General features: G+C 63.7%; 22 protein-coding genes. 10 read left to right on the forward strand and 12 right to left on the reverse strand.

Going from position 1 to position 20,324, the window contains the following annotated elements; translation table 11 throughout:
* Window positions 1–33 precede the first annotated feature (33 nt).
* The 5 genes from HUK73_RS11860 to coxB form a co-directional block, all read right to left on the reverse strand.
* Window positions 34–609 (reverse strand): cytochrome c oxidase assembly protein, encoded by a 576-nt coding sequence (locus HUK73_RS11860; protein ID WP_176592073.1) that lies wholly within the window; start codon window positions 607–609, stop codon window positions 34–36.
* On the reverse strand, window positions 609–740 hold the full coding sequence (locus tag HUK73_RS26765) for a hypothetical protein (protein WP_255326264.1): 132 nt from the start codon (window positions 738–740) through the stop codon (window positions 609–611). Before HUK73_RS26765 ends, HUK73_RS11860 begins: the two co-directional genes overlap by 1 nt.
* Window positions 737–1,657, reverse strand: a complete 921-nt coding sequence (locus HUK73_RS11865; RefSeq protein ID WP_176592074.1) for a heme o synthase — start codon at window positions 1,655–1,657, stop codon at window positions 737–739. Before HUK73_RS11865 ends, HUK73_RS26765 begins: the two co-directional genes overlap by 4 nt.
* Before the next feature lie 123 nt (window positions 1,658–1,780).
* Window positions 1,781–3,448 carry a cytochrome c oxidase subunit I gene (gene ctaD / locus HUK73_RS11870; RefSeq protein ID WP_176592075.1) on the reverse strand — a complete coding sequence of 556 codons (1,668 nt, stop codon included), beginning with the start codon at window positions 3,446–3,448 and terminating at the stop codon, window positions 1,781–1,783.
* A gap of 18 nt (window positions 3,449–3,466) precedes the next feature.
* Window positions 3,467–4,471, reverse strand: a complete 1,005-nt coding sequence (coxB, locus tag HUK73_RS11875; RefSeq protein WP_176592076.1) for a cytochrome c oxidase subunit II — start codon at window positions 4,469–4,471, stop codon at window positions 3,467–3,469.
* Window positions 4,472–4,749: 278 nt separating this feature from the next.
* Between coxB and pyrE the strand changes: the two genes are divergently transcribed.
* From pyrE to HUK73_RS11900, 5 genes are read left to right on the forward strand one after another with little or no spacing between them, the layout of a single operon-like run.
* Window positions 4,750–5,331, forward strand: coding sequence for an orotate phosphoribosyltransferase (gene pyrE, locus HUK73_RS11880; protein WP_176592077.1), 582 nt, complete (start codon window positions 4,750–4,752; stop codon window positions 5,329–5,331).
* A gap of 6 nt (window positions 5,332–5,337) precedes the next feature.
* Complete coding sequence (locus tag HUK73_RS11885) at window positions 5,338–6,075, forward strand: pyridoxine 5'-phosphate synthase (RefSeq protein WP_176592078.1); 738 nt, start codon at window positions 5,338–5,340, stop codon at window positions 6,073–6,075.
* Entirely contained in the window at window positions 6,072–6,473 is a 402-nt protein-coding gene (acpS, locus tag HUK73_RS11890; protein WP_176592079.1) for a holo-ACP synthase, read from the forward strand. Before HUK73_RS11885 ends, acpS begins: the two co-directional genes overlap by 4 nt.
* A gap of 31 nt (window positions 6,474–6,504) precedes the next feature.
* Window positions 6,505–7,401, forward strand: a complete 897-nt coding sequence (gene lepB / locus HUK73_RS11895) for a signal peptidase I (RefSeq protein ID WP_176592080.1) — start codon at window positions 6,505–6,507, stop codon at window positions 7,399–7,401.
* 24 nt (window positions 7,402–7,425) lie between these two features.
* Window positions 7,426–8,508, forward strand: a complete 1,083-nt coding sequence (locus tag HUK73_RS11900; protein ID WP_176592081.1) for an AI-2E family transporter — start codon at window positions 7,426–7,428, stop codon at window positions 8,506–8,508.
* A 92-nt stretch (window positions 8,509–8,600) separates the two neighbouring features.
* Here the strand turns inward: HUK73_RS11900 and HUK73_RS11905 are convergent, their stop codons facing one another.
* Together HUK73_RS11905 and rpsU are read right to left on the reverse strand one after the other, a co-directional pair.
* Window positions 8,601–9,155 (reverse strand): FKBP-type peptidyl-prolyl cis-trans isomerase, encoded by a 555-nt coding sequence (locus HUK73_RS11905; protein ID WP_176592082.1) that lies wholly within the window; start codon window positions 9,153–9,155, stop codon window positions 8,601–8,603.
* Window positions 9,156–9,240: 85 nt separating this feature from the next.
* Complete coding sequence (rpsU, locus tag HUK73_RS11910; RefSeq protein ID WP_004208618.1) at window positions 9,241–9,447, reverse strand: 30S ribosomal protein S21; 207 nt, start codon at window positions 9,445–9,447, stop codon at window positions 9,241–9,243.
* 224 nt (window positions 9,448–9,671) lie between these two features.
* Here rpsU and HUK73_RS11915 point away from each other — a divergent pair, with 224 nt between their 5' ends.
* The 3 genes from HUK73_RS11915 (at window position 9,672) to HUK73_RS11925 (ending at window position 12,822) form a co-directional block, all read left to right on the forward strand.
* Window positions 9,672–10,430 carry a class II aldolase/adducin family protein gene (locus tag HUK73_RS11915; RefSeq protein WP_176592083.1) on the forward strand — a complete coding sequence of 253 codons (759 nt, stop codon included), beginning with the start codon at window positions 9,672–9,674 and terminating at the stop codon, window positions 10,428–10,430.
* A 79-nt stretch (window positions 10,431–10,509) separates the two neighbouring features.
* On the forward strand, window positions 10,510–12,378 hold the full coding sequence (locus HUK73_RS11920; RefSeq protein ID WP_176592084.1) for a CHASE3 domain-containing protein: 1,869 nt from the start codon (window positions 10,510–10,512) through the stop codon (window positions 12,376–12,378).
* A 102-nt stretch (window positions 12,379–12,480) separates the two neighbouring features.
* Window positions 12,481–12,822 (forward strand): hypothetical protein, encoded by a 342-nt coding sequence (locus HUK73_RS11925; protein ID WP_369805521.1) that lies wholly within the window; start codon window positions 12,481–12,483, stop codon window positions 12,820–12,822.
* A 29-nt stretch (window positions 12,823–12,851) separates the two neighbouring features.
* Here HUK73_RS11925 and HUK73_RS11930 read toward each other — a convergent pair whose 3' ends face one another.
* Window positions 12,852–13,250: a DUF1489 family protein gene (locus HUK73_RS11930; RefSeq protein ID WP_176592086.1), complete on the reverse strand. Its 399-nt coding sequence runs from the start codon at window positions 13,248–13,250 to the stop codon at window positions 12,852–12,854.
* A 49-nt stretch (window positions 13,251–13,299) separates the two neighbouring features.
* Window positions 13,300–14,727, reverse strand: a complete 1,428-nt coding sequence (gene mgtE, locus HUK73_RS11935) for a magnesium transporter (protein ID WP_176592087.1) — start codon at window positions 14,725–14,727, stop codon at window positions 13,300–13,302.
* Window positions 14,728–14,883: 156 nt separating this feature from the next.
* Here mgtE and HUK73_RS11940 point away from each other — a divergent pair, with 156 nt between their 5' ends.
* Window positions 14,884–15,336, forward strand: a complete 453-nt coding sequence (locus tag HUK73_RS11940) for a peptidylprolyl isomerase (protein WP_176592088.1) — start codon at window positions 14,884–14,886, stop codon at window positions 15,334–15,336.
* Here HUK73_RS11940 and HUK73_RS11945 read toward each other — a convergent pair.
* Complete coding sequence (locus HUK73_RS11945) at window positions 15,323–15,994, reverse strand: hypothetical protein (RefSeq protein WP_176592089.1); 672 nt, start codon at window positions 15,992–15,994, stop codon at window positions 15,323–15,325. The two genes, HUK73_RS11940 and HUK73_RS11945, sit on opposite strands and share 14 nt — an antisense overlap.
* Window positions 15,994–16,524, reverse strand: coding sequence for a hypothetical protein (locus tag HUK73_RS11950; protein WP_176592090.1), 531 nt, complete (start codon window positions 16,522–16,524; stop codon window positions 15,994–15,996). The genes HUK73_RS11945 and HUK73_RS11950 overlap by 1 nt, the downstream gene beginning before the upstream one ends.
* 312 nt (window positions 16,525–16,836) lie before the next feature.
* Here HUK73_RS11950 and HUK73_RS11955 point away from each other — a divergent pair, with 312 nt between their 5' ends.
* A complete protein-coding gene (locus HUK73_RS11955; RefSeq protein WP_176592091.1) occupies window positions 16,837–17,400 on the forward strand; it encodes an outer membrane protein in 564 nt (187 codons plus the stop codon).
* 142 nt (window positions 17,401–17,542) lie between these two features.
* On the opposite strand, the gene ppc is transcribed toward HUK73_RS11955, so the two are convergent.
* Window positions 17,543–20,242, reverse strand: coding sequence for a phosphoenolpyruvate carboxylase (ppc, locus tag HUK73_RS11960; protein ID WP_176592092.1), 2,700 nt, complete (start codon window positions 20,240–20,242; stop codon window positions 17,543–17,545).
* Window positions 20,243–20,324 lie beyond the last annotated feature (82 nt).

Genomic DNA, 20,324 nt, shown 5'->3' on the forward strand with positions numbered 1-20,324 from the left:
CGTTCTCATCCCCGTTCGCGTTATCGTTGTTGCTTAGCTTGGCTTTTTATCCTGCTCAACAGGATAGAAGGTATAGCTCAGCGTGATTTCCTGTGTGTCCTTATTGTCGTAATCGTCCAATATCTTGGGATCGACATAATAGATCACCGGCATGCGGACCTCTTCCCCCGGCTGCAAGGTTTGCTGGGTGAAGCAGAAACATTGAATCTTGGTGAAATAGGCCCCGGCCTGCAAAGGTGTGACGTTGAAGCTGGCCGTGCCCGTAACGGGCTTGTCCGACATGTTCTTGGCCAGGAAAATCGCCATGCTGCGGGCACCGACCGTCACCGTCTGGGTCGCATGTTCAGGGCGAAACTGCCAGGGCATGCCGGGCGCCACGTTGGAATCGAAGCGAATCGACATGCGGTGCCCAGTGGCTTCACGCACCTGCACATCAGCGGCGGCCCGCTGCGTGGTGCCACCAAAGCCAGTGCGCTCGCAAAAAATCCGATAGAGCGGAACCGAGGCGAAACCGAGGCCCAGCATGGCCAGGCCAACGCCCGCCATCCAGATCATCGTCCGCCGGTTGCGGCGGCCCTGATCAAAGGGAGAAGGAGGCAGACTCGCCATCAATGCCCCCCGCTGATCTTGGCGATGGTGATGGCGTAGAAGAGAATGACCAACCCGCCGAGCAACAGCCCCGTCACAATGGCGCGGCTTTTCTGACGGGTACGGATTTGCCGGTCTTCTTCGGGCGTCATGGGAACATCCATCGGTCAGCCACTACCGCTCCAAACAACAGGAAGAGGTAAAGGATCGAATATTTGAACAGCCGCTTTTCCGGACCCATGCGCGCGGGATCACTCTCACGGTGGCGGTAGACCTGAAAGGCGAAGACCGCAAACAGCGCCGTGCCGAGCAGCGCCGCCGTGCCATAGACCGGGCCGGTCAGACGCAAGATCACCGGCGCCATCGCCGCCGCAGCCATGATCGCGGTGTAGAACCAGATCTGGCGGCGCGTGACGACTTCACCCGAAACGACCGGCAACATGGGAATGCCGGCGGCGGCATAATCCGTCTTCACGAACAGCGCGAGCGACCAGAAGTGCGGCGGAGTCCAGAAGAAGACCAGCATGAAAAGGGCGATAGGCAGCGCACCGATATCCCCCGTCACCGCTGCCCAGCCAATCACCGGCGGGAAAGCGCCCGCAGCACCACCGATCACAATATTCTGCGCCGTCCGGGGCTTCAGCCAGATGGTGTAGATGAAGACGTAGAAGAGGATCGACACTGCCAGCACGGCCGCCGCAAGCCAGTTGGTCGCGATCCCCATCAGCAGTACCGAAAAGAAGGAGAGACCCACGCCGAAATGCAGAGCCGATTGCCGGTCCATCCGTCCGCCGGGAATCGGACGATTGGCCGTGCGCTTCATCTTCGCGTCGATATCGGCCTCATACCATTGGTTGAGCGTCGCCGCCGCACCTGCGCCCAGCGCAATGCAGAGAATCGCCGTAAAGCCGAGTACCGGATGAATATGACCCGGCGCAGCAAGCAGGCCACATAGCCCGGTGAAAACCACCAGGGTCATTACCCGCGGCTTGGTCAGCGCGACGAAATCCCGCCAATGGGCGGGAATCACAGATGCTGAACCTTCCGACATGACCGGCGAACTTGCCATAATCTCCTCATACGGCAGCCCGGCACGATGGTCCGCGCCGGGCCTGCTCCGTGTTTGCTGGAACTGGCGCGCCCTTACGCCAATCCCGGCATTCCCGCAAATCGGAATGCCCCAAGGCTGCGATCAGTCGATGACCGGCAGCGTTTCGAACTGGTGGAAGGGCGGCGGGCTGGACAGCGTCCATTCCAGCGTCGTGGCGCCTTCGCCCCAGGGATTGCCCTCCGCCTTCTTGCCGGCAACGAGCGACCAGACAAGATTGACGAAGAAGATCAGCATGCCGGCGGCCATGACCTCATAGCCGTGGCTGGCGAACTTGTTCCAATAGGCAAAGGCTTCCGGATAGTCCGGGTAGCGGCGGGGCATGCCCGACAGGCCCAGGAAGTGCATCGGGAAGAACAGCATGTTCACGCCGACGAAGAACACCCAGAAGTGCAGGTGGCCGAGGAATTCATTGTACATCCGGCCCGACATTTTCGGGAACCAGTAGTAGAAGCCCGCGAACAGGCCGAAGACCGCGCCCAGCGACAGCACATAGTGGAAGTGTGCGACGACATAATAGGTGTCGTGCAGCACGTCGTCGACGCCGCCATTGGCCAGCACCACGCCGGTGACGCCGCCCACGGTGAACAGGAAGATGAAGCCCAGCGCCCAGACCATCGGGGTCTTGTAGCTGATCGAGCCGCCCCAGATCGTCGCGATCCAGGAAAAGATCTTGATGCCGGTGGGCACCGCGATGACCATCGTGGCGGCGGTGAAGTACATCTTCACGTTCACCGACATGCCGGTGACGAACATGTGGTGCGCCCACACGACGAAGCCGACCACACCGATCGCGACCATGGCATAGGCCATGCCGAGATAGCCGAAGACCGGCTTGCGGCTGAAGGTCGAAACGATCTGGCTGACGATGCCGAAGCCCGGCAGGATCATGATGTACACTTCGGGGTGGCCGAAGAACCAGAAGAGATGCTGGTACAGTTCCGGATCGCCACCGCCGGCGGCATCATAGAAGGTCGTGCCGAAATTGCGGTCGGTCAGCAACATGGTGATCGCGGCGGCCAGAACCGGCAGCGCGAGCAGCAACAGGAAGGCGGTGACCAGCACCGACCAGACGAACAGCGGCATCTTGTGCAGGGTCATGCCCGGCGCGCGCATGTTCAAAATGGTGGTGATGAAGTTGATCGCACCCAGGATCGAGCTGGCGCCCGCAATGTGCAGCGACAGGATCGCCATGTCGACCGCCGGCCCCGCAGAACCGCTGGTCGAGAGCGGCGCGTAGACCGTCCAGCCGGTGCCCGCACCATTGCCGGTGCCGCCGGGGAAGAAGCTCGAACCGAGCAGTAGCGCAAAAGCCGGGATGAGCAGCCAGAAGCTGATATTGTTCATCCGCGGGAAGGCCATGTCCGGCGCGCCGATCATGATCGGCACGAACCAGTTGCCGAAGCCGCCGATCATCGCGGGCATCACCATGAAGAAGACCATGATGAGGCCGTGCGCCGTGATCAGCACGTTCCAGAGGTGATAGGCCTGATCGAGCGTGGCGCTTGGGCCATCGCTGAACTGCGCCCAGGTCTGGAGATACTGGATGCCCGGCTCCGCCAGTTCGGCGCGCATCAGGCCCGAAATCGCACCGCCGATGATGCCGGCGATGATCGCGAAGATCAGATAGAGCGTGCCGATATCCTTGTGGTTGGTCGACATGAACCAACGCTGGAAGAAGGCCGGCTTGTGATCGGCGTCATGATGCTCGTGCACATGATCGCCGTGATGATCTGCGGTAATGGTGGTCATGGCGTATCTGCCCTTACATCAAAGCTTGGCGGCGGGGGCGGCGGGCTGGGCGGCCTGAGCGGTCGTCGCCGCACCTGCGCCCTTGAGCTTCCCGCCCTGCGAGAGCAGCCACTGGTCGAATTGGGCCGGCGGAAGCGCCTCGACCGCGATCGGCATGAAGCCGTGGCGGGCGCCGCACAGTTCCGAGCACTGGCCGTAATAGACGCCCGGCTTCTCGATGGTGAAGCTCTTCTCATTGAGACGGCCCGGCACCGCGTCCATCTTCACCCAGAGCGAAGGCACCGCGAAGCTGTGGATCACGTCAGCGCCGGTGATGATCAGCTTGATCGGACGACCGACCGGCAGGACCAGCCGATTGTCGGGCGCCAGCAGATAGGGCTCACCATTGGCCTCCGCCTTGTCCCTGGGCAGCAGGTTGGAAACGAACTCAGGAATCCCGTTGTCGGGATATTCATAGCCCCAATACCATTGATAGCCGGTGACCTTGACAGTCAGCGCATCTTTGGGCGCGGGCTTGTACTGGTCGGCGAGCAGCCCGATCGAGGGCACCGCGATCACCAGCAGGATGACCACCGGCACCACGGTCCAGATCACCTCGATCACCGTATTGTGCGAGGTTTTGGACGGCGTCGGATTGGCGCTCTGGCGGAAGCGGACCATCACATAGAGCATCAGGACGAGCACGAAGATCGAGATGATGGTGATGATCGGCAGCAGCATCTGGTCATGCAGCCAGCGGGCCGTGTGGCCGGTCGGCGAAAACTGCTTCTGAAGGGTGATTTCACCCGGCATCGGCATCCCGATGCCCAGGGTCGGCTTCATGCGCGGCGGCGCGGCGACCTTTTCTGCGGAAGCGGCGGCGGGTGCCGCGGCATTGCTGGCCGAATCGGCGGCCGCCGTTTCATTTCCGGCGGCGGGCGCCGCGACTGCGGCATTCTCCTGCGCCAGTGCCGGACCGTTCATCGCGAGTGTGGGCGCAAAGGCCAACAACCCGGCGAGGACGAGCGATTTCACCTTTTTCATAGCGTCTTCTTACCCCGTAACCCCTTGGCGCCGCTGCAACGAAGACACACGCATGGATACGCCTCCCCCCGCCTGTTTCGGTCCGCCACGGCTTATAAGCATCGTTTTTTTATGCCTCAACCTTCCACAACCAGATTTTCTTCGCTGTTGCAACGCCTAGTTGGTGAGCCTATCTCGCTCCCCGCGCACAGGGGCGCGATCATGGGGCGACCCATGAAGGGAAGACGGGCCGCTTCGACATCAGGCAGGCGGCGCGGACGAATGGATCGAAGAATCGAATGACCGACGAGGAAGTATTAGCGGAATTCAGGGCTGCGGGCGCGTTGCTGGAGGGGCATTTCATTCTGTCCTCCGGCCGCCGCAGCGCCAATTATCTTCAGTGCGCCCGCGTGCTGATGAACGCCGAACGCGCGGGTCGGCTGGCGCGCGCCACGGTGCAGAAATTGCCGCGCGAAATGCGGCAGGAGATCGATCTGGTCGTTTCTCCGGCCATGGGCGGCCTTATCATCGGCCATGAGGTCGGTCGCGCGCTCGACAAGGATGCGGTGTTCCTCGAACGCCCCGAAGGCACGTTCGAACTGCGCCGCGGCTTTGCCATCACCCCAGGCCAGAAGGTGCTGATGGTCGAGGACGTAGTGACCACAGGCCTGTCCTCGCGTCAGGCGATCGAGGCGGTCGAGGCCGAAGGCGGCATCGTCGTCGCGGAAGTCGCGCTGGTCGATCGATCGGCAGGCGAAGTCGATCTGGGCGTCCCCTTCTACCCGCTCGTCAGCATCAATTTCCCGGTCTATGAGGCCGACCAGATTCCGCCCGAACTGGCGGCGATCCCGGCGACCAAGCCCGGCAGCCGGAAGCAGTAGAAGCCCATGCCGCACTCCCCCGCCCCCTTGCGCCTGGGCGTCAACATCGATCATGTGGCGACCATCCGCAACGCGCGGGAAGGCGAGCATCCCGATCCGGTGAAGGCCGCGCTGTTGGCGGTCAAGGCGGGAGCGGATGGCATCACCGCCCATTTGCGGGAAGACCGGCGCCATATCCGCGATGAGGATATCGCGACTCTGATGGCGGCGCTCACCGTGCCGCTCAATCTGGAAATGGCGGCAACGCAGGAGATGCTGGGCATCGCGCTCAGGCACCGTCCGCACGCCGCCTGCATCGTGCCGGAAAAGCGGGAGGAGCGGACGACCGAAGGCGGCCTCGACGCCGTCGGGCAGATGGACGCGCTGCGCCCGATCGTCGGCGCGCTCAATGATGCGGGCATCCGGGTCAGCCTGTTCATCGAACCCGAACCGGCGCAGATCGAGGCGGCGATCCGCCTCGGCGCCCCGGTGGTCGAGTTCCACACCGGCCGCTATGCCCATATCACCGGCACCGAGCGGGCGGAGGAACTGCGCCGCCTGTCCGACGCCGCCGCGCTGGCTGCCAAGAACGGCATCGAACCGCATGCGGGCCATGGCCTGACCTACGACAATGTTGGTCCCATCGCCGCGATTCCGCAGATCGTGGAACTCAATATCGGCCATTTCCTGATCGGTGAGGCGATTCTCAGCGGTCTGGAAGGCAGCATCCGCGAAATGCGGCGGCAGATGGATCTGGTGCGTTGATCATCGGCCTGGGTTCCGACCTCTGCAACATCGAGCGGATACAGAATTCGCTCGACCGCTTTGGCCAACGATTCGAGAATCGCGTCTTCACAGCCATCGAGCGGGCGAAAGCTGACCGCCGCCCCTTCACCAAGGCGGGCACGCTCGCCAAGCGCTTTGCCGCCAAGGAGGCTTTTTCCAAGGCCGTGGGCACAGGCTTCAACAAGGGCGTGTTCATGAAGGATATCGGCGTGGTCAACCGCCCCGGCGGCGCGCCGACACTGGAACTGACCGGCGGCGCGCTGACCCGGCTGGAATCGCTGGTGCCCGCCGGTCATCGCCCGGTCATTCACCTGACGCTCACCGACGATCATCCATGGGCACAGGCCTTTGTTATCATTGAAGCCCTGCCGCTGTGACGTCGGGGCTTCTTCAGCCGGAATTCCTTCCATGACGGCAGCGGACATGACCGAGAACAGCCCCCTTCCCTCCGACGAGCCGACCACGCCGCAAACAGAGGGCCCCGAAAAGACATCGGTCGACTGGTGGCAGGAAGCGAAGAGCATCGGCCTGCTGATCCTGGCGGTACTGGCCTTCCACAGCTTCGTCGCCAAACCCTTCTACATTCCCAGCGAATCGATGATGCCGGTGCTGTTGAAGGGCGACCGGCTGGTGGTGAGCAAATTTCCCTATGGCTGGTCCTATGTCTCGCCCAGCTTCCATCCGCTGCCCTTTCTGAAGGGCCGAATCTTCGGGCACATGCCCCAGCGCGGCGACATCGTCATCGTTTCGCCCCAGAACAAGCGCGAGGATTATATCAAGCGCGTCATCGGCCTGCCCGGCGACATATTGGAAGTGCGCGGCGGCCAGGTCATCCTGAACGGCGTGCCGGTGCCGCAGAAGGTGCTGAAGCCGATCCGTATTCCGGTCGACAACAATGCCCCCTGCCCGCCAATGCAGTTCCCCGGCGCGCTGGTGACCGATGCGAACGGCAAGAGCTGGTGCGAACTGCCAGTGCGGCAGGAAACCCTGCCCAACGGCAAGAGCTATGTCGTCATCGACATGGGACCGAGCACGCTTGACTGGTACGGGCCGGTGCGGATTCCGGAGGGCCATGTCTTCCTGATGGGCGACAATCGCGACAACAGCGCCGACAGCCGGGCGCCGCTGGAGGAAAACGGCCTTGGCGGGCCGGTGCCATGGGAATCGATCGGCGGCCGGGCGGAATTCATCACCTTCTCGCTCGACGGCGATTCGGGCTGGAACCCGCTGAGTTGGCTCCATGCCTTCCGCAGCGGCCGGGCGGGGAACAGCCTGCGTCCCGCGAGCGTTGCCGTTCCGAAATAGCTTTTGCATCAAAGGGGGTGCGGGTTGAGCGACGAACAGGTCCATATCGAACAACCCGGCCCCAGCGAACGGCAAAGCCCGCTGGTCCAGCATGAGGCAAGGCGGGCGGCCGTCTGGTTCGCCATGGGTATCGCCATCGCGCTGGTCGTGCTGCTGGCCCAGCCGTTGCTGCTGGTCATGGGCGCGCTGGTGCTGACGACGATGATGGACGGCGGCACACGGCTGCTGGGACGGGTATTGCCGATCGGGCGGGGCTGGCGTCTGGCGATCGTGCTGCTCGCCGCGCTCGCCTTCCTCATCTACACCTTCTACCTCACCGGATCGAGCCTGGCGGCGCAGGCGCAGGCCATGCGCACCATCGTCGAAGCCCAGGTGAACCGCATCGGCGGCTGGCTCCAACAGATGGGCGTCACCACCACGCCCGAGGATTTCAAGAGTCTCGCCAGCCAGGCGATGAGTTCGCTGGGCCGGGTGACCGCGGCGGTCGGAACCGCCGTGGGCGCGATCACCAGCGGGGTCATGATGCTGGTCCTCGCCATCTTCATCGCCATCGAGCCCAAGCTCTATGAGCGTGGCGTCGCCTGGATGCTGCCGATGGACAAGCGCAGCCATTTCTACGCCATTGCCGACCGGATGGGCTGGACGCTGCGGCGGCTGATGTTCGGGCGGCTCATCGGCATGACGGTGGAGGGCGTGGGCGTCTGGCTGCTGCTCTGGGCGGGCGGCATTCCCATGGCCGGACTATTGGGCATATTGACCGGGCTGTTCGCCTTCCTGCCCAATATCGGGTCGATCATTTCGGGCGTGCTGATCATATTGGTGGGCTTTTCGGCGGGCGTTCATGCGGGCCTTTATGCCTTTGGCATCTATCTGGCCGTGCAGATCGTCGACGGCTATCTGATCGTGCCGATGGTGGCGAAGCGTGCCACCGACCTTGCCCCGGCGCTGGTGCTGGCAGCGCAGATATTGTTCGGTGCGCTGTTCGGGATCATGGGGCTGTTCCTGGCCGATCCCATCGTCGCCATGATCAAGGTCTGGCTGGAGGAACGCGCCAAGGCGCTGGAAGCCAAGGCGGAGAGCGCCGCCGCCGTTGCGGTCACGGCCTAGAAACTCTCGCACTCCTGCGAAGGCGGGAGTTCCCAAAGAAAAAGGGCCGGGAAAACCCGACCCTCTCTATCTTTTCGACTATAAGTCCGGGATCAGTGCCCCGACGGCATCGCGCCCTGCTGCTGCATCATCTGCTGCATCCGCATGATATCCGCCTTGGACTTGAAATCATGCAGCTGGACGTCGAACACCAGCACGGAGTTGGCCGGGATCGGACCCGCCGCCTGATCGCCATAACCAAGCTGCGGCGGAATCCACAGGCGGTATTTGCCGCCCTTCTTCATCTTCTGCAGGCCTTCGGAGAAGCCCGGCACCACGCCGTCGACCGGCATGGCGGTCTGCGGATTCTCATCGAACACCGTGCCGTCGAGCAGCGTGCCCTTATATCCGACCAGCGCCACGTCGGCGGGCGTCGGGCTGGGGCCGGCGCCTTCTTCCAGCACCTTGTACTGCAGACCCGATTCGGTCGTCACAACGCCCGCCTCATGCGCATTGCGCGTCAGGAAGGTGGCGGGCGACGGCTCGACGCCGCGCTGCCCGGCCCAGGCCAGACCGCCTGCGGCCAGCGCAACCGCGGCAACACCGATCCAGAGGCGCGTCAGCGACCCCTTGGCGATAGGACGAAGGGGAACAGCTGTCGTGGACATGAACCTGGGCCTCGCAGTTGGTGCGGGTGTATTTTTTCAGCAGAAGAACGGGACGATCGGGCGACCGTCCCGGTAACGGCGATCCTTAACGGACGCCGTCGCGCTCGGCGCGCTTGCGCTCCAGCTTGCGCGCGCGGCGGACAGCCGCCGCCTTTTCACGGGCGCGCTTCTCGGACGGCTTCTCATAGTGACGGCGCAACTTCATCTCGCGATACACGCCCTCACGCTGCAGCTTCTTCTTGAGCGCGCGCAGGGCCTGGTCGACATTATTGTCGCGAACGATGATTTGCATAAGCCAGTCAAACTCCAGTCGAAAACGGAAGGATCGCCAGGAAACAAAACCCTTCCCGACGGGCCGCCCGAATAAAATAGCGGTGAGTCGCCACAGGTCACCCTGCGCCGTGTGGGGCGCGCCCTACCAGCAGAGTCGCGCAAATTCAACCCAAAAGCCGTGCCTCTCGACTCAGGACGCCGCAAGGCGGATAGTCGTGACCCTGAATAGTGAGGAGGATCCCCATGGCAACCGCTGCCGAGACCCCGCGCATGTCAGCTTCAGAATGGGAAGCACGCCGGCAACTGGCCGCCTGTTACCGCATCTTCGACCATCTGGGCTGGTCGGAACTGATCTACAACCACATCACGCTGCGTGTGCCGGAAGAGGAAAACGCCTTTCTGATCAACCCTTTCGGACTTCTCTACAGTGAGGTGACGGCGTCGAACCTGGTCAAGATCGACATTGACGGCCATGTGCTGGACGGCAGCCCCTATCCGGTCAACCGCGCCGGCTTCACCCAGCACAGCATCTTTCACCGGCACCTTCCCGACGCCCATTGCATCATCCATACCCATACAACGGCGGGCATGGCGGTGAGCGCGACGAAAGAGGGGCTGACGCCGACCAATTTCTACGCCGCCGCCTTCACCGGCCGAATCGCCTATCATGATTTCGAAGGCATCACGATTCGGCCCGAGGAAGGGGAAAGGCTGATCACCCATCTTGGCCAGCGCCGGATCATGATGCTGCGCAACCATGGCACGCTGGTCATGGCGAAAAGCCTGCCGCAGGCCTTCCTGACCCAATGGATGCTGCAACGCGCCTGCGAGATTCAGGTGGCGACCGGGGCGGCCGGCACGCCGGTCGAAATCCCTGAGGCGGTCATCGCCGTGCACCAGCGCGACCTGTCCGGCGTGCAATTGCCCGTCGGCCCCGGCGTTCCCGATTTCGAGGCGATGGTCCGCCGGATCGACCGGATCGATTCGAGCTGGCGCGACTGACGGACACCAAGGTCGACCTTTCACGGGACCGACGCATCGCGCTTGCCCCCGGCCCTATCTTTCCGCATCTTGCAGCATCATGCCCGCCATCCGCCCAGAACGGTCGATCATCCTGTTGCTGCTGGCGTTGCTCGTCGTCGTCCTGGCCGTTGGCAGCACTTATTGGTTCTATACGGTGCAGCAACGGGTCAATATCTGGGTCCAGCATACGCTGCGCGTGGAAAACCAGCTCTCCACCCTGCTTCTGCATGCGCAGGAGGCGGAAAGCAGCCAGCGCGGCTTCATGCTGACGCGCAAAGAATCCTTCCTCGGCCCTTATGAGAGCTTCCGTCGCGAATGGCGGGAGGAACTGGCGACGTTGCGGACCGAAATGCATGACAATCCGGGTCAGATCCAATCGGTTGACGCACTCGAAGCACTGCTCGACGACCGGCTGTTCCTGATGCGCACCGGGATCGAACGCCGCCGGAAGGGGGAAGTGATCGCGCCGGACGATTTCAATGCAGGCATGGTCACCATGACCAAAATCCGCGCGCTGGTGGCAACCATGCGCGCGCGCGAGGCGCAGTTGCTCAAGCGCCGCACCGCCAATGACAATCATCTCAGCCTGATGGTATCGGCCGGCATGGCGATTTCCGCGGTGCTGGTCACGCTGCTCGGCGCGCTGGCGCTGCGCACCGCCTATCGCCGCGTGGCGGAGGCGATGGAAAGCCAGAGGGCGCTGAGCCATGCCAACAAACGGCTGATAGCGGAAGGGCTGGAGCGCGAAGCGGCGGAAGCGCAGCTTCGCCAGATGCAGAAGATGGAATCCATCGGCCAGCTGACCGGCGGCATCGCCCATGACTTCAACAATATGCTCGCCATCGTCATCGGCTCGCTCGACATCGCGCGGCGGCGCCTGACGCCGGACATCGACGCGCATATCGTTAAGGGCATCGACAATGCGGCGGAGGGCGCCCAGCGCGCCGCACAACTCACCGCGCGGTTGCTCGCCTTTTCCCGGCAGCAGCCGCTCGACCCGCAGCCGACCGACGTCAACAGGCTGGTCGGCGGCATGTCGGAATTGCTGCGCCGGACGATCGGGGAGAGCATTCGCGTCGAAACCGTGCTGGCGGGTGGCCTGTGGCGGGCAAGCATCGACGCCAGCCAGCTGGAAGCGGCGATCATCAACCTGTGCGTCAATTCGCGCGACGCCATGCCGTCCGGTGGGCGGTTGACGATCGAAACGGCGAACGCGCATCTCGACGATGCCTATGTTGCTGTTCAGGACGATGTCGCGGCGGGTCAATATGTCATGGTTTCCGTGACCGACACCGGCACGGGCATGCCGCCCGAAGTGGTGGAACGCGCCTTCGACCCCTTCTTCACCACCAAGGGCGTGGGCAAGGGCACGGGCCTCGGCCTCAGCCAGGTCTTCGGCTTCATCAAACAGTCGCGCGGCCATGTGAAAATCTATTCCGAACCGGGCGAAGGGACGATCATCAAGGTCTATATGCCGCGCCATTATGGACCGGACGCCGTGGCTGGAACCGTGGCCGTCAGCCCCATGGAACTGCCCCGCGCCCGCGGCGAGGAGATCATCCTGGTGGTCGAGGATGAGGAGCGGGTGCGGCACATGTCGGTCGATTCCCTGCGGGAACTGGGCTACACCATCGTTCAGGCGTCGGACGGCGAGCAGGCGCTGGAAATGCTGACGATCCAACCGCGCATCGACATGCTGTTCACCGACATCGTCATGCCGGGCATCAACGGTCGGATGCTGGCCGACCGCGCCCGTGAAACCCGCCCCGACCTCAAGATCCTCTACACCACGGGCTATACCCGCAACGCGATCGTTCATAACGGCATGCTGGACCCCGGCGTTTCCTTCCTGGCCAAGCCCTTCACCCTCGATCAGCTTGCGGTGAAGGTCCGTCAGGTGCTGGACGCCGATCGGGTGGAAGCCTGATCCACGCTTTTTCCACGAAACGCCCGATTTTGCCGTTGATCGGTTCGGCCGTTCATGTTTTGCTGAACAAATCAGATGGAAAGGGTCAGGCATTTGGCGACGATGTGGAAGGATGGCGCAACGCACCGTTCAGGCTTTGCCCGGCGGATGAGTACGCATCTGGCCGCCGCCCTGGTCGCCTTCTGCCTGCTTCAGATTTTCATCGTCGCCAAAATGGGCGGATCGCTGCTGCTGCACCTGGGCATCGTGGTCGCGATCGGCGGCTTCGCCATCGCGGCGCGCGGGCTGGAACACCGCTGGGATATTCTGGACCAGAGCGGCCTGCCCGCCCATGGGCTGGCCGTGCGCTTCCGCCGCGACCTGCTGCAACTCTGGGTGGCCAGCATTGGCGGGGGCCTGCTCTGGATTCCCGTCGCGATCATCTTCCGCGCGATCTTCGGCTAGGGCACGAAGAGGCGACGGTCCTTACCGCTTCACAGCAAGCCCAGCTTCGACAGCTCACCGATCATCGCGGGTGGCATGGCGTCGAGGTCGTTCGCCTCGCCCGCCCCCAGATCGGGCGGCGCATCCTTGTCTTCCAGATAGCGCCAGCCCTGATGCGCGCGCTTGGGCTGCGCCCGAACCGGAATCAGGCGCGGTTCCAGCCGTATCCAGTAGCGCCCCTGCCCGGTTTCCTGAAAGCCCAACAGGGGGCTGCGGCCGACAAGCTGATGCCCGTGAATCCAGTAGAGCGAACCGCCGGCCAGTTCCTCGACCCGCTTGGGCAGGTAGCGCGTGGTCAGCCTCGCCTCCTCTGCATGGCTTTCCAGCCAGGCTTTGAGCGTGGCGGGGCTTTCGCTCTGAAAGGCGATCTTGGTGAGGTGCAGCGGCATGGTGAAAAGATCGGACGCCGGAGCGAGCCGGTCAAGAGGCTGGGCGCGCCTACAGTCCCCAGATCGTCGCCAGTCCGAGGAAGGAGAAAAAGCCCATCACATCCGTCATCGTCGTCACGAACACGGCGGAGGACACGGCGGGATCGACATTCACCCGGTCAAGCGCGACCGGAATCAATATGCCCGACAGCCCGGCCACGAGGTTGTTGATCAGCATGGCCATCGCGATGACGATGCCCAGATCGTGATTGCCGTAGATCAAACCCACTGACACGCCGATCAATATGCCCAGCGCCGTACCATTGGCGCTGGCAATGCGAAATTCGCGGACGATCTGGCGGATGGTGTTGGAACTGGTGAGCTGGTTGGTGGCGAGCGCGCGCACGGCCACCGCCATGGTCTGCGTCCCCGCATTGCCGCCCATGCCCGACACGATCGGCATCAGCACGGCCAGCACCACATATTTGGAGATGGTGGCCTGGAACAGCCCGACCACCGACGCGGCCAGGATCGCCGTGCCCAGATTGACCACCAGCCAGGACAGGCGCGTGCGCACCGTTTCCCAAATCGGCTGGTTGATGTCGCCCTCGCCCGCGCCCGACAGGCGAAGGATGTCCTCGCCCGCTTCCTCGGAAATGATGTGGACGATGTCGTCCACCGTGATCATGCCGACCAGCCGCCCGCTGCCATCCACCACGGCGGCGGAGATCAGCGCATATTTCTGGAAGCGCAGCGCGACTTCTTCCTGATCCATGTCGACAGGGATCAGCGTCTGTTCACGCTTCATCAGGTCGGCCATGGCGACGCTGCGCGGACAGGTCAGCACCCAGCTCAGCTGGCAGGTGCCGATCGGCTTGTGCGCTTCGTCGACGACGAAGATTTCCCAGAAGTCGCTGGTCAGGTCGCGATTGTCGCGCAGATAGTCGATCACCTGCCCGACGGTCATATGCTCCGGCACCGCGACCAGATCGCGCTGCATCAGACGGCCGGCGGACTCCTCGGGATAGGACAGCGCGCTTTCGATGGCGGCGCGGTCCTCCGGGTCGAGCGCTTCGAGGACGGCCTGCTGGTCGGCCTCCTCCATGTCCTCGATGATGGCGACGGCGTCGTCGGTGTCGAGTTCGGCGGCGAACTCGGCCACCTGCTCGGGCCGCAGCGCGTCGAGAATATCCTCGCGGACATATTCGTTGAGTTCGGACAGAACTTCCGCGCCGACCAGATCGCCCAGCGCCGCCGCGACCTCGCCGCGCCGTTCGGACGGGGTCAGTTCGAGAAGGTCGGCAATATCGGCCGGGTGGAGCGGCGACACCAGCTCGCGCGCGCGTTCGCGGTCATCCTCCTCCACCGCGTCCAGCACGGCGGAGACGAATTCACCCTTCAGCCGGTCATCCTCGTCATGGCTGGATTCGGCCTGCTCGGCGGCAATATCGTCAAATTCGTCCGGCCGGGGTTCGGCCGTATCGGCTCGTTCGCTCATCGCGTCCCCTACTGTCCGGTTCCTGTAACATGTCGCTGCTTTTGCCGATGCTCGTCATAATTGCAATGCCCCAACCGTCGATGAAGCGCTTCCATCCCCGTCCCAACGCTCTATATGAACGGACATCCGCGTTTTTCCCCCAAGAGAGGATTTTTCATGGCCGACGAAACCCTGACCCTCACCCTCGACAGCGGCGGCGATGTCGTCATCAAGCTGCGCCCGGACCTCGCCCCCGGCCATGTCGAGCGCATCACCGCGCTTGCCAAGGACGGCTTCTATGACGGCGTCGTCTTCCATCGCGTCATCCCCGGCTTCATGGCCCAGGGCGGCGACCCGACCGGCACCGGCATGGGCGGGTCGAAGCTGCCTGACCTGAAGGCCGAATTCAGCCGCGAACCCCATGTCCGCGGCGTCTGCTCCATGGCCCGCGCGATGAACCCGAACAGCGCGAACAGCCAGTTCTTCATCTGCTTCGACGACGCCACCTTCCTCGATGGTCAGTACACCGTCTGGGGTGAAGTCACGTCCGGCATGGAACATGTCGACGCCCTGCCCAAGGGTGAGCCGCCCAAGACCCCGGGCAAGATCCTGAAGGCTACTGTTTCTTAAGAAGCCCGTCGGTGGCGGAGATGGCATTGCCCGTCTCCGCCGCTTGCTGCGCAGGCGGTTCATAGGGACCGATGCTCTCTATATGCCAGCGGCGATCCGCCTCACTGGCCCCCGGCACGTCATTGACCCGCCGCAGCGTCACCTGCCGCAGCCGATACCAGGGCTTGCCATTGGCGGCGAGCCGTCCATAGACCTGCACCGGCACGGAGACGAACAGCGATCCCGCCGCGCCCTCCATGTCTCCCGGCGCGCCGATATTGGCATGCACCTCGCTGAAATTGCGGAAGCGCGCGGCGAAACGGACATCATCCTCGGCACCGATGGCGCTGTTCTGGTTCCAGAGGTCCTGCGCGTCGTCATAGCGCTTTTCCTCCAGCAGGCCGTAATAGCCCTGCACCACCTGCGCGGCGCCCTGCGCGCCCTTGGGGTCGACGGCATCCTCTTCCACCACGGACTGCGGTTCGACCGGCAGGCCACCCGGCGTACCCGGAGCGGGCGGCGTCAGCGGCTCCATCACCGCCTGCGCCTCCGCCCGGACATTATTTTCGACCTGTGTCGCGTTCGCGCCATTGGCGAGATTGTCGATCGCACTCTCCTCCCGGCCGTCACAGGCCGACAGCAGGAACAGGCAAAGAGCCGCGCTATACCGAACCCGCATCAGTCGCGCCGGCTCCGCCAGCCGTCATGCCGCGACCGCCCGCCGCCATCGGAACGAGCGCGGGGCGTCGTGTCCCGGCTCCAGGCTCTTGGCGTCGTCATATCCTGTCCCCTTCCCGGCTGGGCCTGCGCATTCGGACGCGACGCGCCCCAGCCGCCATTCCATCGATTGCCATTGCCATTCGGACGTGTCCGCCAGGCCGGGCCGTCGCCGCGCCCCGCCTCCCGATGGCCTTCCCAATAGCGGCGCTGCCCGTCATTCCAGCGATGGCGGCGCCCGCCACGGTCATAGACATAATAGCCGCTGCCGGGATAGTAAAAGCCGTCATACCAGCCGCCATAATAGCCCGGCCGGTAATAGCCCGGCCGGTAATAGCCCGACCCCCAATAATCATCATAATAGCCGCCGCCATAATAGCCGCTGCCAACACTCACACCGCCATAATAGTCATCGTCATAGGCGCAGCCGCCCAAGGCAAGCGCGCCGACGAGACCGACCGCGGCCAGAAGCCTTTGCCCGGTCCAGGTCATCGCCTTTCTCCTTATCCTTCATTCTGTAGCCGGGATAACGCGTCCTGCTTGAATTGGTTGTGAATGAGCCGTTGCGGACCGTTTATCCAAGGTTCAGCCAAGCCGGATTTCGTTCATCCCGCTGACAGAAACCGTTGTATTCAAGACACAAAATGGGGGATTGGCGGCTTTTCCGATCCGGTTCATGCAACCTTCATGGGCGAATGGGGATTGGTTGGGCATCGCCGGAGCCGCTTGGAGCGGCCTGACGCGATCGCTGCGGGGTCCACACCTGCGGCCACCTGTTTTCCAACAAAGTGAAGGGGAAACCCCATGAAGACTCTGCTGTTCACAGCGGCTGCCGCCGCGTCGCTGATTCCCGCCGCCGCTCTGGCTCAGACGGCGCCGCAGGACGACGCAGGATCGCGCCGCATCGAACCCTATGTCGGCGTGATGGGCGGCATCCATAATTTCGACAGCGAAACCGGCAAGGAAGGGATTCCGCCGGTCGGTTACAAGGGCCGCATCGTGGAAGGCGTGGCGGGCGTGAATGCCCGGATTGCCGGGCCGATCGTGGTCGGCGTCGAAGGCACGGCGTCCAAGGGCGTCAGCGGCGACATCGACTGGGAATATGGCGTGGCGGGCCGCGCTGGCGTGAAGGCAGGCAAGGACAGCCTGATCTTCGGCAAGGTCGGTTACAAATGGGTCAATTTCGATGCGCTGGGGCCGAACAGCCGCGATTATCACGGCATGACCTATGGCGCGGGCGTGGAACTGTCGCCCGCCGACATGGGCGGATCGGCCCAGAGCAGCAATATCCGGCTGCGCGTGCAGGCCGATACCATGGGCAATTTCCGCTCGATCCGGCCGATGGCGGGTGTCGTCGCCAAATTCTGAATGCAACGATTTTGGGTGGATCGTCCCTTGCGATCCGCCCATCCTGTCCAGACCTCCGCCAAGGAGGACTGGGGTCCGGGGCGGTCATTGGACTGCGGCCGTCCCGGATTCCCCCTATCCGATGGGTGACGCCCGCTCCGCCTCAACCGCTGTTGCGCAGGGCCGTGGCGATGGCGTTGATCGACAGTTCGATGCCTTCCTTGATGCGGGCATCATCCTCGCCGCTGCGGTGGCGTTTCATCAATTCGACCTGAAGCAGGTTCAGCGGCTCGATATAGGGCAGGCGCAGGCGGATCGAGCTGTCCAGCGTCGGATTCTTCTCCAGCAGGCGCGACTGGCCGGTGGCGGCGAGCAGGCCGTCATGGGTCATGTCCCAACCTTCGCGAATGCGATCGAAAATGGCGGCGCCGCGCGACTGATCCTCCACCAGCGGCAGATATTGGGCGGCAATGCCCAGATCGGATTTCGCCAGCACCATTTCCAGATTCGCCAGCGCCGATTGGAGGAAGGACCAGTGCTGCGCCATGTCGGCCAGCAGCGCCTTGTCCTCAAAGGTGCTGAGCGCATGGCCGACGCCATACCAGCCCGGCAGCATCACCCGCGCCTGCGCCCAGCTGAACACCCAGGGGATGGCGCGCAAATCCTCGATCCGCGTGCTCTTCGTGCGGCTGGCGGGGCGGGAGCCGATCTTGAGGCCGGAAATTTCCTGAATGGGAGTAAGCTGGCGGAAGAATTCCTTAAACCCCTCCGTGCCGTAGACAAGGTCGCGATAGGCGGTGAAAGCGGTTTTGGACAGTTCGTCCATGGCGGCGGCGAAGCGGGCGGCGTCGCGGTCCGAAAGGACTTCGGGTTCCAGGCTGGCGAGCAGCGTGGCGCTGGTCATCGCCTCCAAATTGGTCATGGCGACATCGCGGGTGCCGAATTTGGCGGCGATCACCTCGCCCTGTTCGGTGATGCGGATGCGGCCCTGCACCGTGCCCTTGGGCTGGGCCTGGATCGCCGCGAAGGACGAACCGCCGCCCCGCCCGACCGCGCCGCCGCGACCGTGGAAAAGCTGCATGGCGGTGCCGGCGTCGGCGAAGACGGGGGCCAGCGCCTTGCTCGCCTGGAACAGCCCCCAGGTGGAGGTGATGTATCCGCCATCCTTGTTGCTGTCGGAATAGCCGATCATCACTTCCTGATGCCCGCGCTCCCGCACCACGCCCGCGATTTCGGGCAGGCCGAAATAGGCGGTCATGATCTTGGGCGCGGCCTCCAGGTCGGCGATGGTTTCGAACAGCGGCACCGCCATGATCGCAACCTGTGGCGGGACGCCATTGCTGCCCGCGCGCCACAGGCCCGCTTCCTTGAGGATGATGTTCACCTCCAGCAGGTCGGAGACGCTTTCCGCCTTCGAAATGATATAGTGGGTGATGCATTGCGGGCCGTAGACGCGGTGCGCTTCGGCCGCCGCCTGCACGATGGCGAGTTCGGAGGCGGTTTCCTCCGAATATTCGGAAAAGCGCGTGCCGAGCGGGCGGTTGCTCGCCAGTTCGCGGCGGAGAAGCGCGATGCGCGCATATTCGTCAAGTGCGGCATAATCCGCCTCGACCCCGGCCACTTTCAGCAGTTCCGCGACGACGCGCTGGTGCACGTCGCTATTCTGCCGCATGTCGAGCGTGGCGAGGTGGAAGCCGAAAGTCTCGACCGCGCGGATCAGGCGACCCAGCGCGCCGCCTGACGCCAAGGCGCCGTCACCTTCGCTGGCGAGCCCCTGCGCCACGGTGACGAGATCGCGGCGAAGGTCCGACGGACTGGCATAGGGTTCGCCCCTGAGCGTCGAGGGGCGCGAAGCTTCCTTGCCCACAAGCGTCCGGTATGTGGCGGCAAGGCGGGCATAGATGCCGGAAATGGCGCGGCGATAGGGTTCGTCCTGACGGCTACGCGACGTGTCGCCACTGGCTTCGGCCAGATCCAGCACCGCCTGCGGCACAAGGGCAAGTTCGGTGGAAAGGGAGAGTTCGGCGCCAAGCGCATGCAGCGCATTCATATAATAGGTCAGCGCCGCCTCGCAGCCCTTGACCAGCGCGAGCTGCAGTTGCGGCGCCTGCACGAAGGGATTGCCGTCGCGGTCGCCGCCGATCCAGTTGCCGACGCGCAGGAAGCTTTGCGGGCGGGCGCCCAGCACCCGTTCCCAGCGGGCGTAGAGGGCGGGGAGCACCGGCAGGAAAACATCGCGGAAATAGGCAAGGACATTTTCGATCTCGTCCGCGACGAACAGCTTTTCGCGGCGCAACGGGCGGGTCTGCCACAACAGGGCGATCTGGCGGAAAATCGCTTCGTCGAGATTCTCGCCATCGTCCGTCTCGGTGCGTCCCGCATCCTTGAGCAGCATCAGGTCGGCGATGCGGTTCTTGTGATCGATCATGCTCTTGCGCCGCACCTCGGTCGGGTGGGCGGTGAGGACGGGGACGATCAGGGCGCGGGAGAGCAGGTCGAGAATCGCTTCGCGGTCGATGCCGTGGGATTGGAGCCTGTTCACGGCGGAGGCGACGTCAGCGCCCGGTTCGGCCTCGACCCCTTGCCGGTCCTCGGCCAGATTGGCGAGCATCGAGAAGAGCATGAAGCCGCGCACGAAGGACAGCGTGTCGTCAAGGCTGAGCGCGCCAAGGCCGGTATCGACCACATCCGCGCCATGCAGGCCGCGCGCCCTGTCGACCGAGGCCGAACGGATATATTCGGTCTGCTTGTAGATTTTCTCTCCGCCATAAGCGCGAATGACATCGCCCAGCAACCGGCCGAGATAACGGATGTCAGGGTTCTGCGTGATCGCAGGGGCGGAGGAAGATGCCGGAGTCGCCATGACGGTCGATGCTGCATCGCAACAATCTGGCGGTCAAGTGACCTTTGCCCCCAATAGCGCCGAGTTTTGATAGCGGACTTGC

Source organism: Sphingobium sp. EM0848 (genome assembly GCF_013375555.1).
Taxonomy (GTDB): domain Bacteria; phylum Pseudomonadota; class Alphaproteobacteria; order Sphingomonadales; family Sphingomonadaceae; genus Sphingobium.

Coding starts and splice junctions, on each gene's coding strand:
- HUK73_RS11860 (WP_176592073.1), bottom strand. CDS start 609: ATGGCGAGTCTGCCTCCTTCTCCCTTTGATCAGGGCCGCCGCAACCGG.
- HUK73_RS26765 (WP_255326264.1), bottom strand. CDS start 740: ATGACGCCCGAAGAAGACCGGCAAATCCGTACCCGTCAGAAAAGCCGC.
- HUK73_RS11865 (WP_176592074.1), bottom strand. CDS start 1,657: ATGGCAAGTTCGCCGGTCATGTCGGAAGGTTCAGCATCTGTGATTCCC.
- ctaD (WP_176592075.1), bottom strand. CDS start 3,448: ATGACCACCATTACCGCAGATCATCACGGCGATCATGTGCACGAGCAT.
- coxB (WP_176592076.1), bottom strand. CDS start 4,471: ATGAAAAAGGTGAAATCGCTCGTCCTCGCCGGGTTGTTGGCCTTTGCG.
- pyrE (WP_176592077.1), top strand. CDS start 4,750: ATGACCGACGAGGAAGTATTAGCGGAATTCAGGGCTGCGGGCGCGTTG.
- HUK73_RS11885 (WP_176592078.1), top strand. CDS start 5,338: ATGCCGCACTCCCCCGCCCCCTTGCGCCTGGGCGTCAACATCGATCAT.
- lepB (WP_176592080.1), top strand. CDS start 6,505: ATGACGGCAGCGGACATGACCGAGAACAGCCCCCTTCCCTCCGACGAG.
- HUK73_RS11905 (WP_176592082.1), bottom strand. CDS start 9,155: ATGTCCACGACAGCTGTTCCCCTTCGTCCTATCGCCAAGGGGTCGCTG.
- rpsU (WP_004208618.1), bottom strand. CDS start 9,447: ATGCAAATCATCGTTCGCGACAATAATGTCGACCAGGCCCTGCGCGCG.
- HUK73_RS11915 (WP_176592083.1), top strand. CDS start 9,672: ATGGCAACCGCTGCCGAGACCCCGCGCATGTCAGCTTCAGAATGGGAA.
- HUK73_RS11920 (WP_176592084.1), top strand. CDS start 10,510: ATGCCCGCCATCCGCCCAGAACGGTCGATCATCCTGTTGCTGCTGGCG.
- HUK73_RS11925 (WP_369805521.1), top strand. CDS start 12,481: ATGTGGAAGGATGGCGCAACGCACCGTTCAGGCTTTGCCCGGCGGATG.
- HUK73_RS11930 (WP_176592086.1), bottom strand. CDS start 13,250: ATGCCGCTGCACCTCACCAAGATCGCCTTTCAGAGCGAAAGCCCCGCC.
- mgtE (WP_176592087.1), bottom strand. CDS start 14,727: ATGAGCGAACGAGCCGATACGGCCGAACCCCGGCCGGACGAATTTGAC.
- HUK73_RS11940 (WP_176592088.1), top strand. CDS start 14,884: ATGGCCGACGAAACCCTGACCCTCACCCTCGACAGCGGCGGCGATGTC.
- HUK73_RS11945 (WP_176592089.1), bottom strand. CDS start 15,994: ATGCGGGTTCGGTATAGCGCGGCTCTTTGCCTGTTCCTGCTGTCGGCC.
- HUK73_RS11950 (WP_176592090.1), bottom strand. CDS start 16,524: ATGACCTGGACCGGGCAAAGGCTTCTGGCCGCGGTCGGTCTCGTCGGC.
- HUK73_RS11955 (WP_176592091.1), top strand. CDS start 16,837: ATGAAGACTCTGCTGTTCACAGCGGCTGCCGCCGCGTCGCTGATTCCC.
- ppc (WP_176592092.1), bottom strand. CDS start 20,242: ATGGCGACTCCGGCATCTTCCTCCGCCCCTGCGATCACGCAGAACCCT.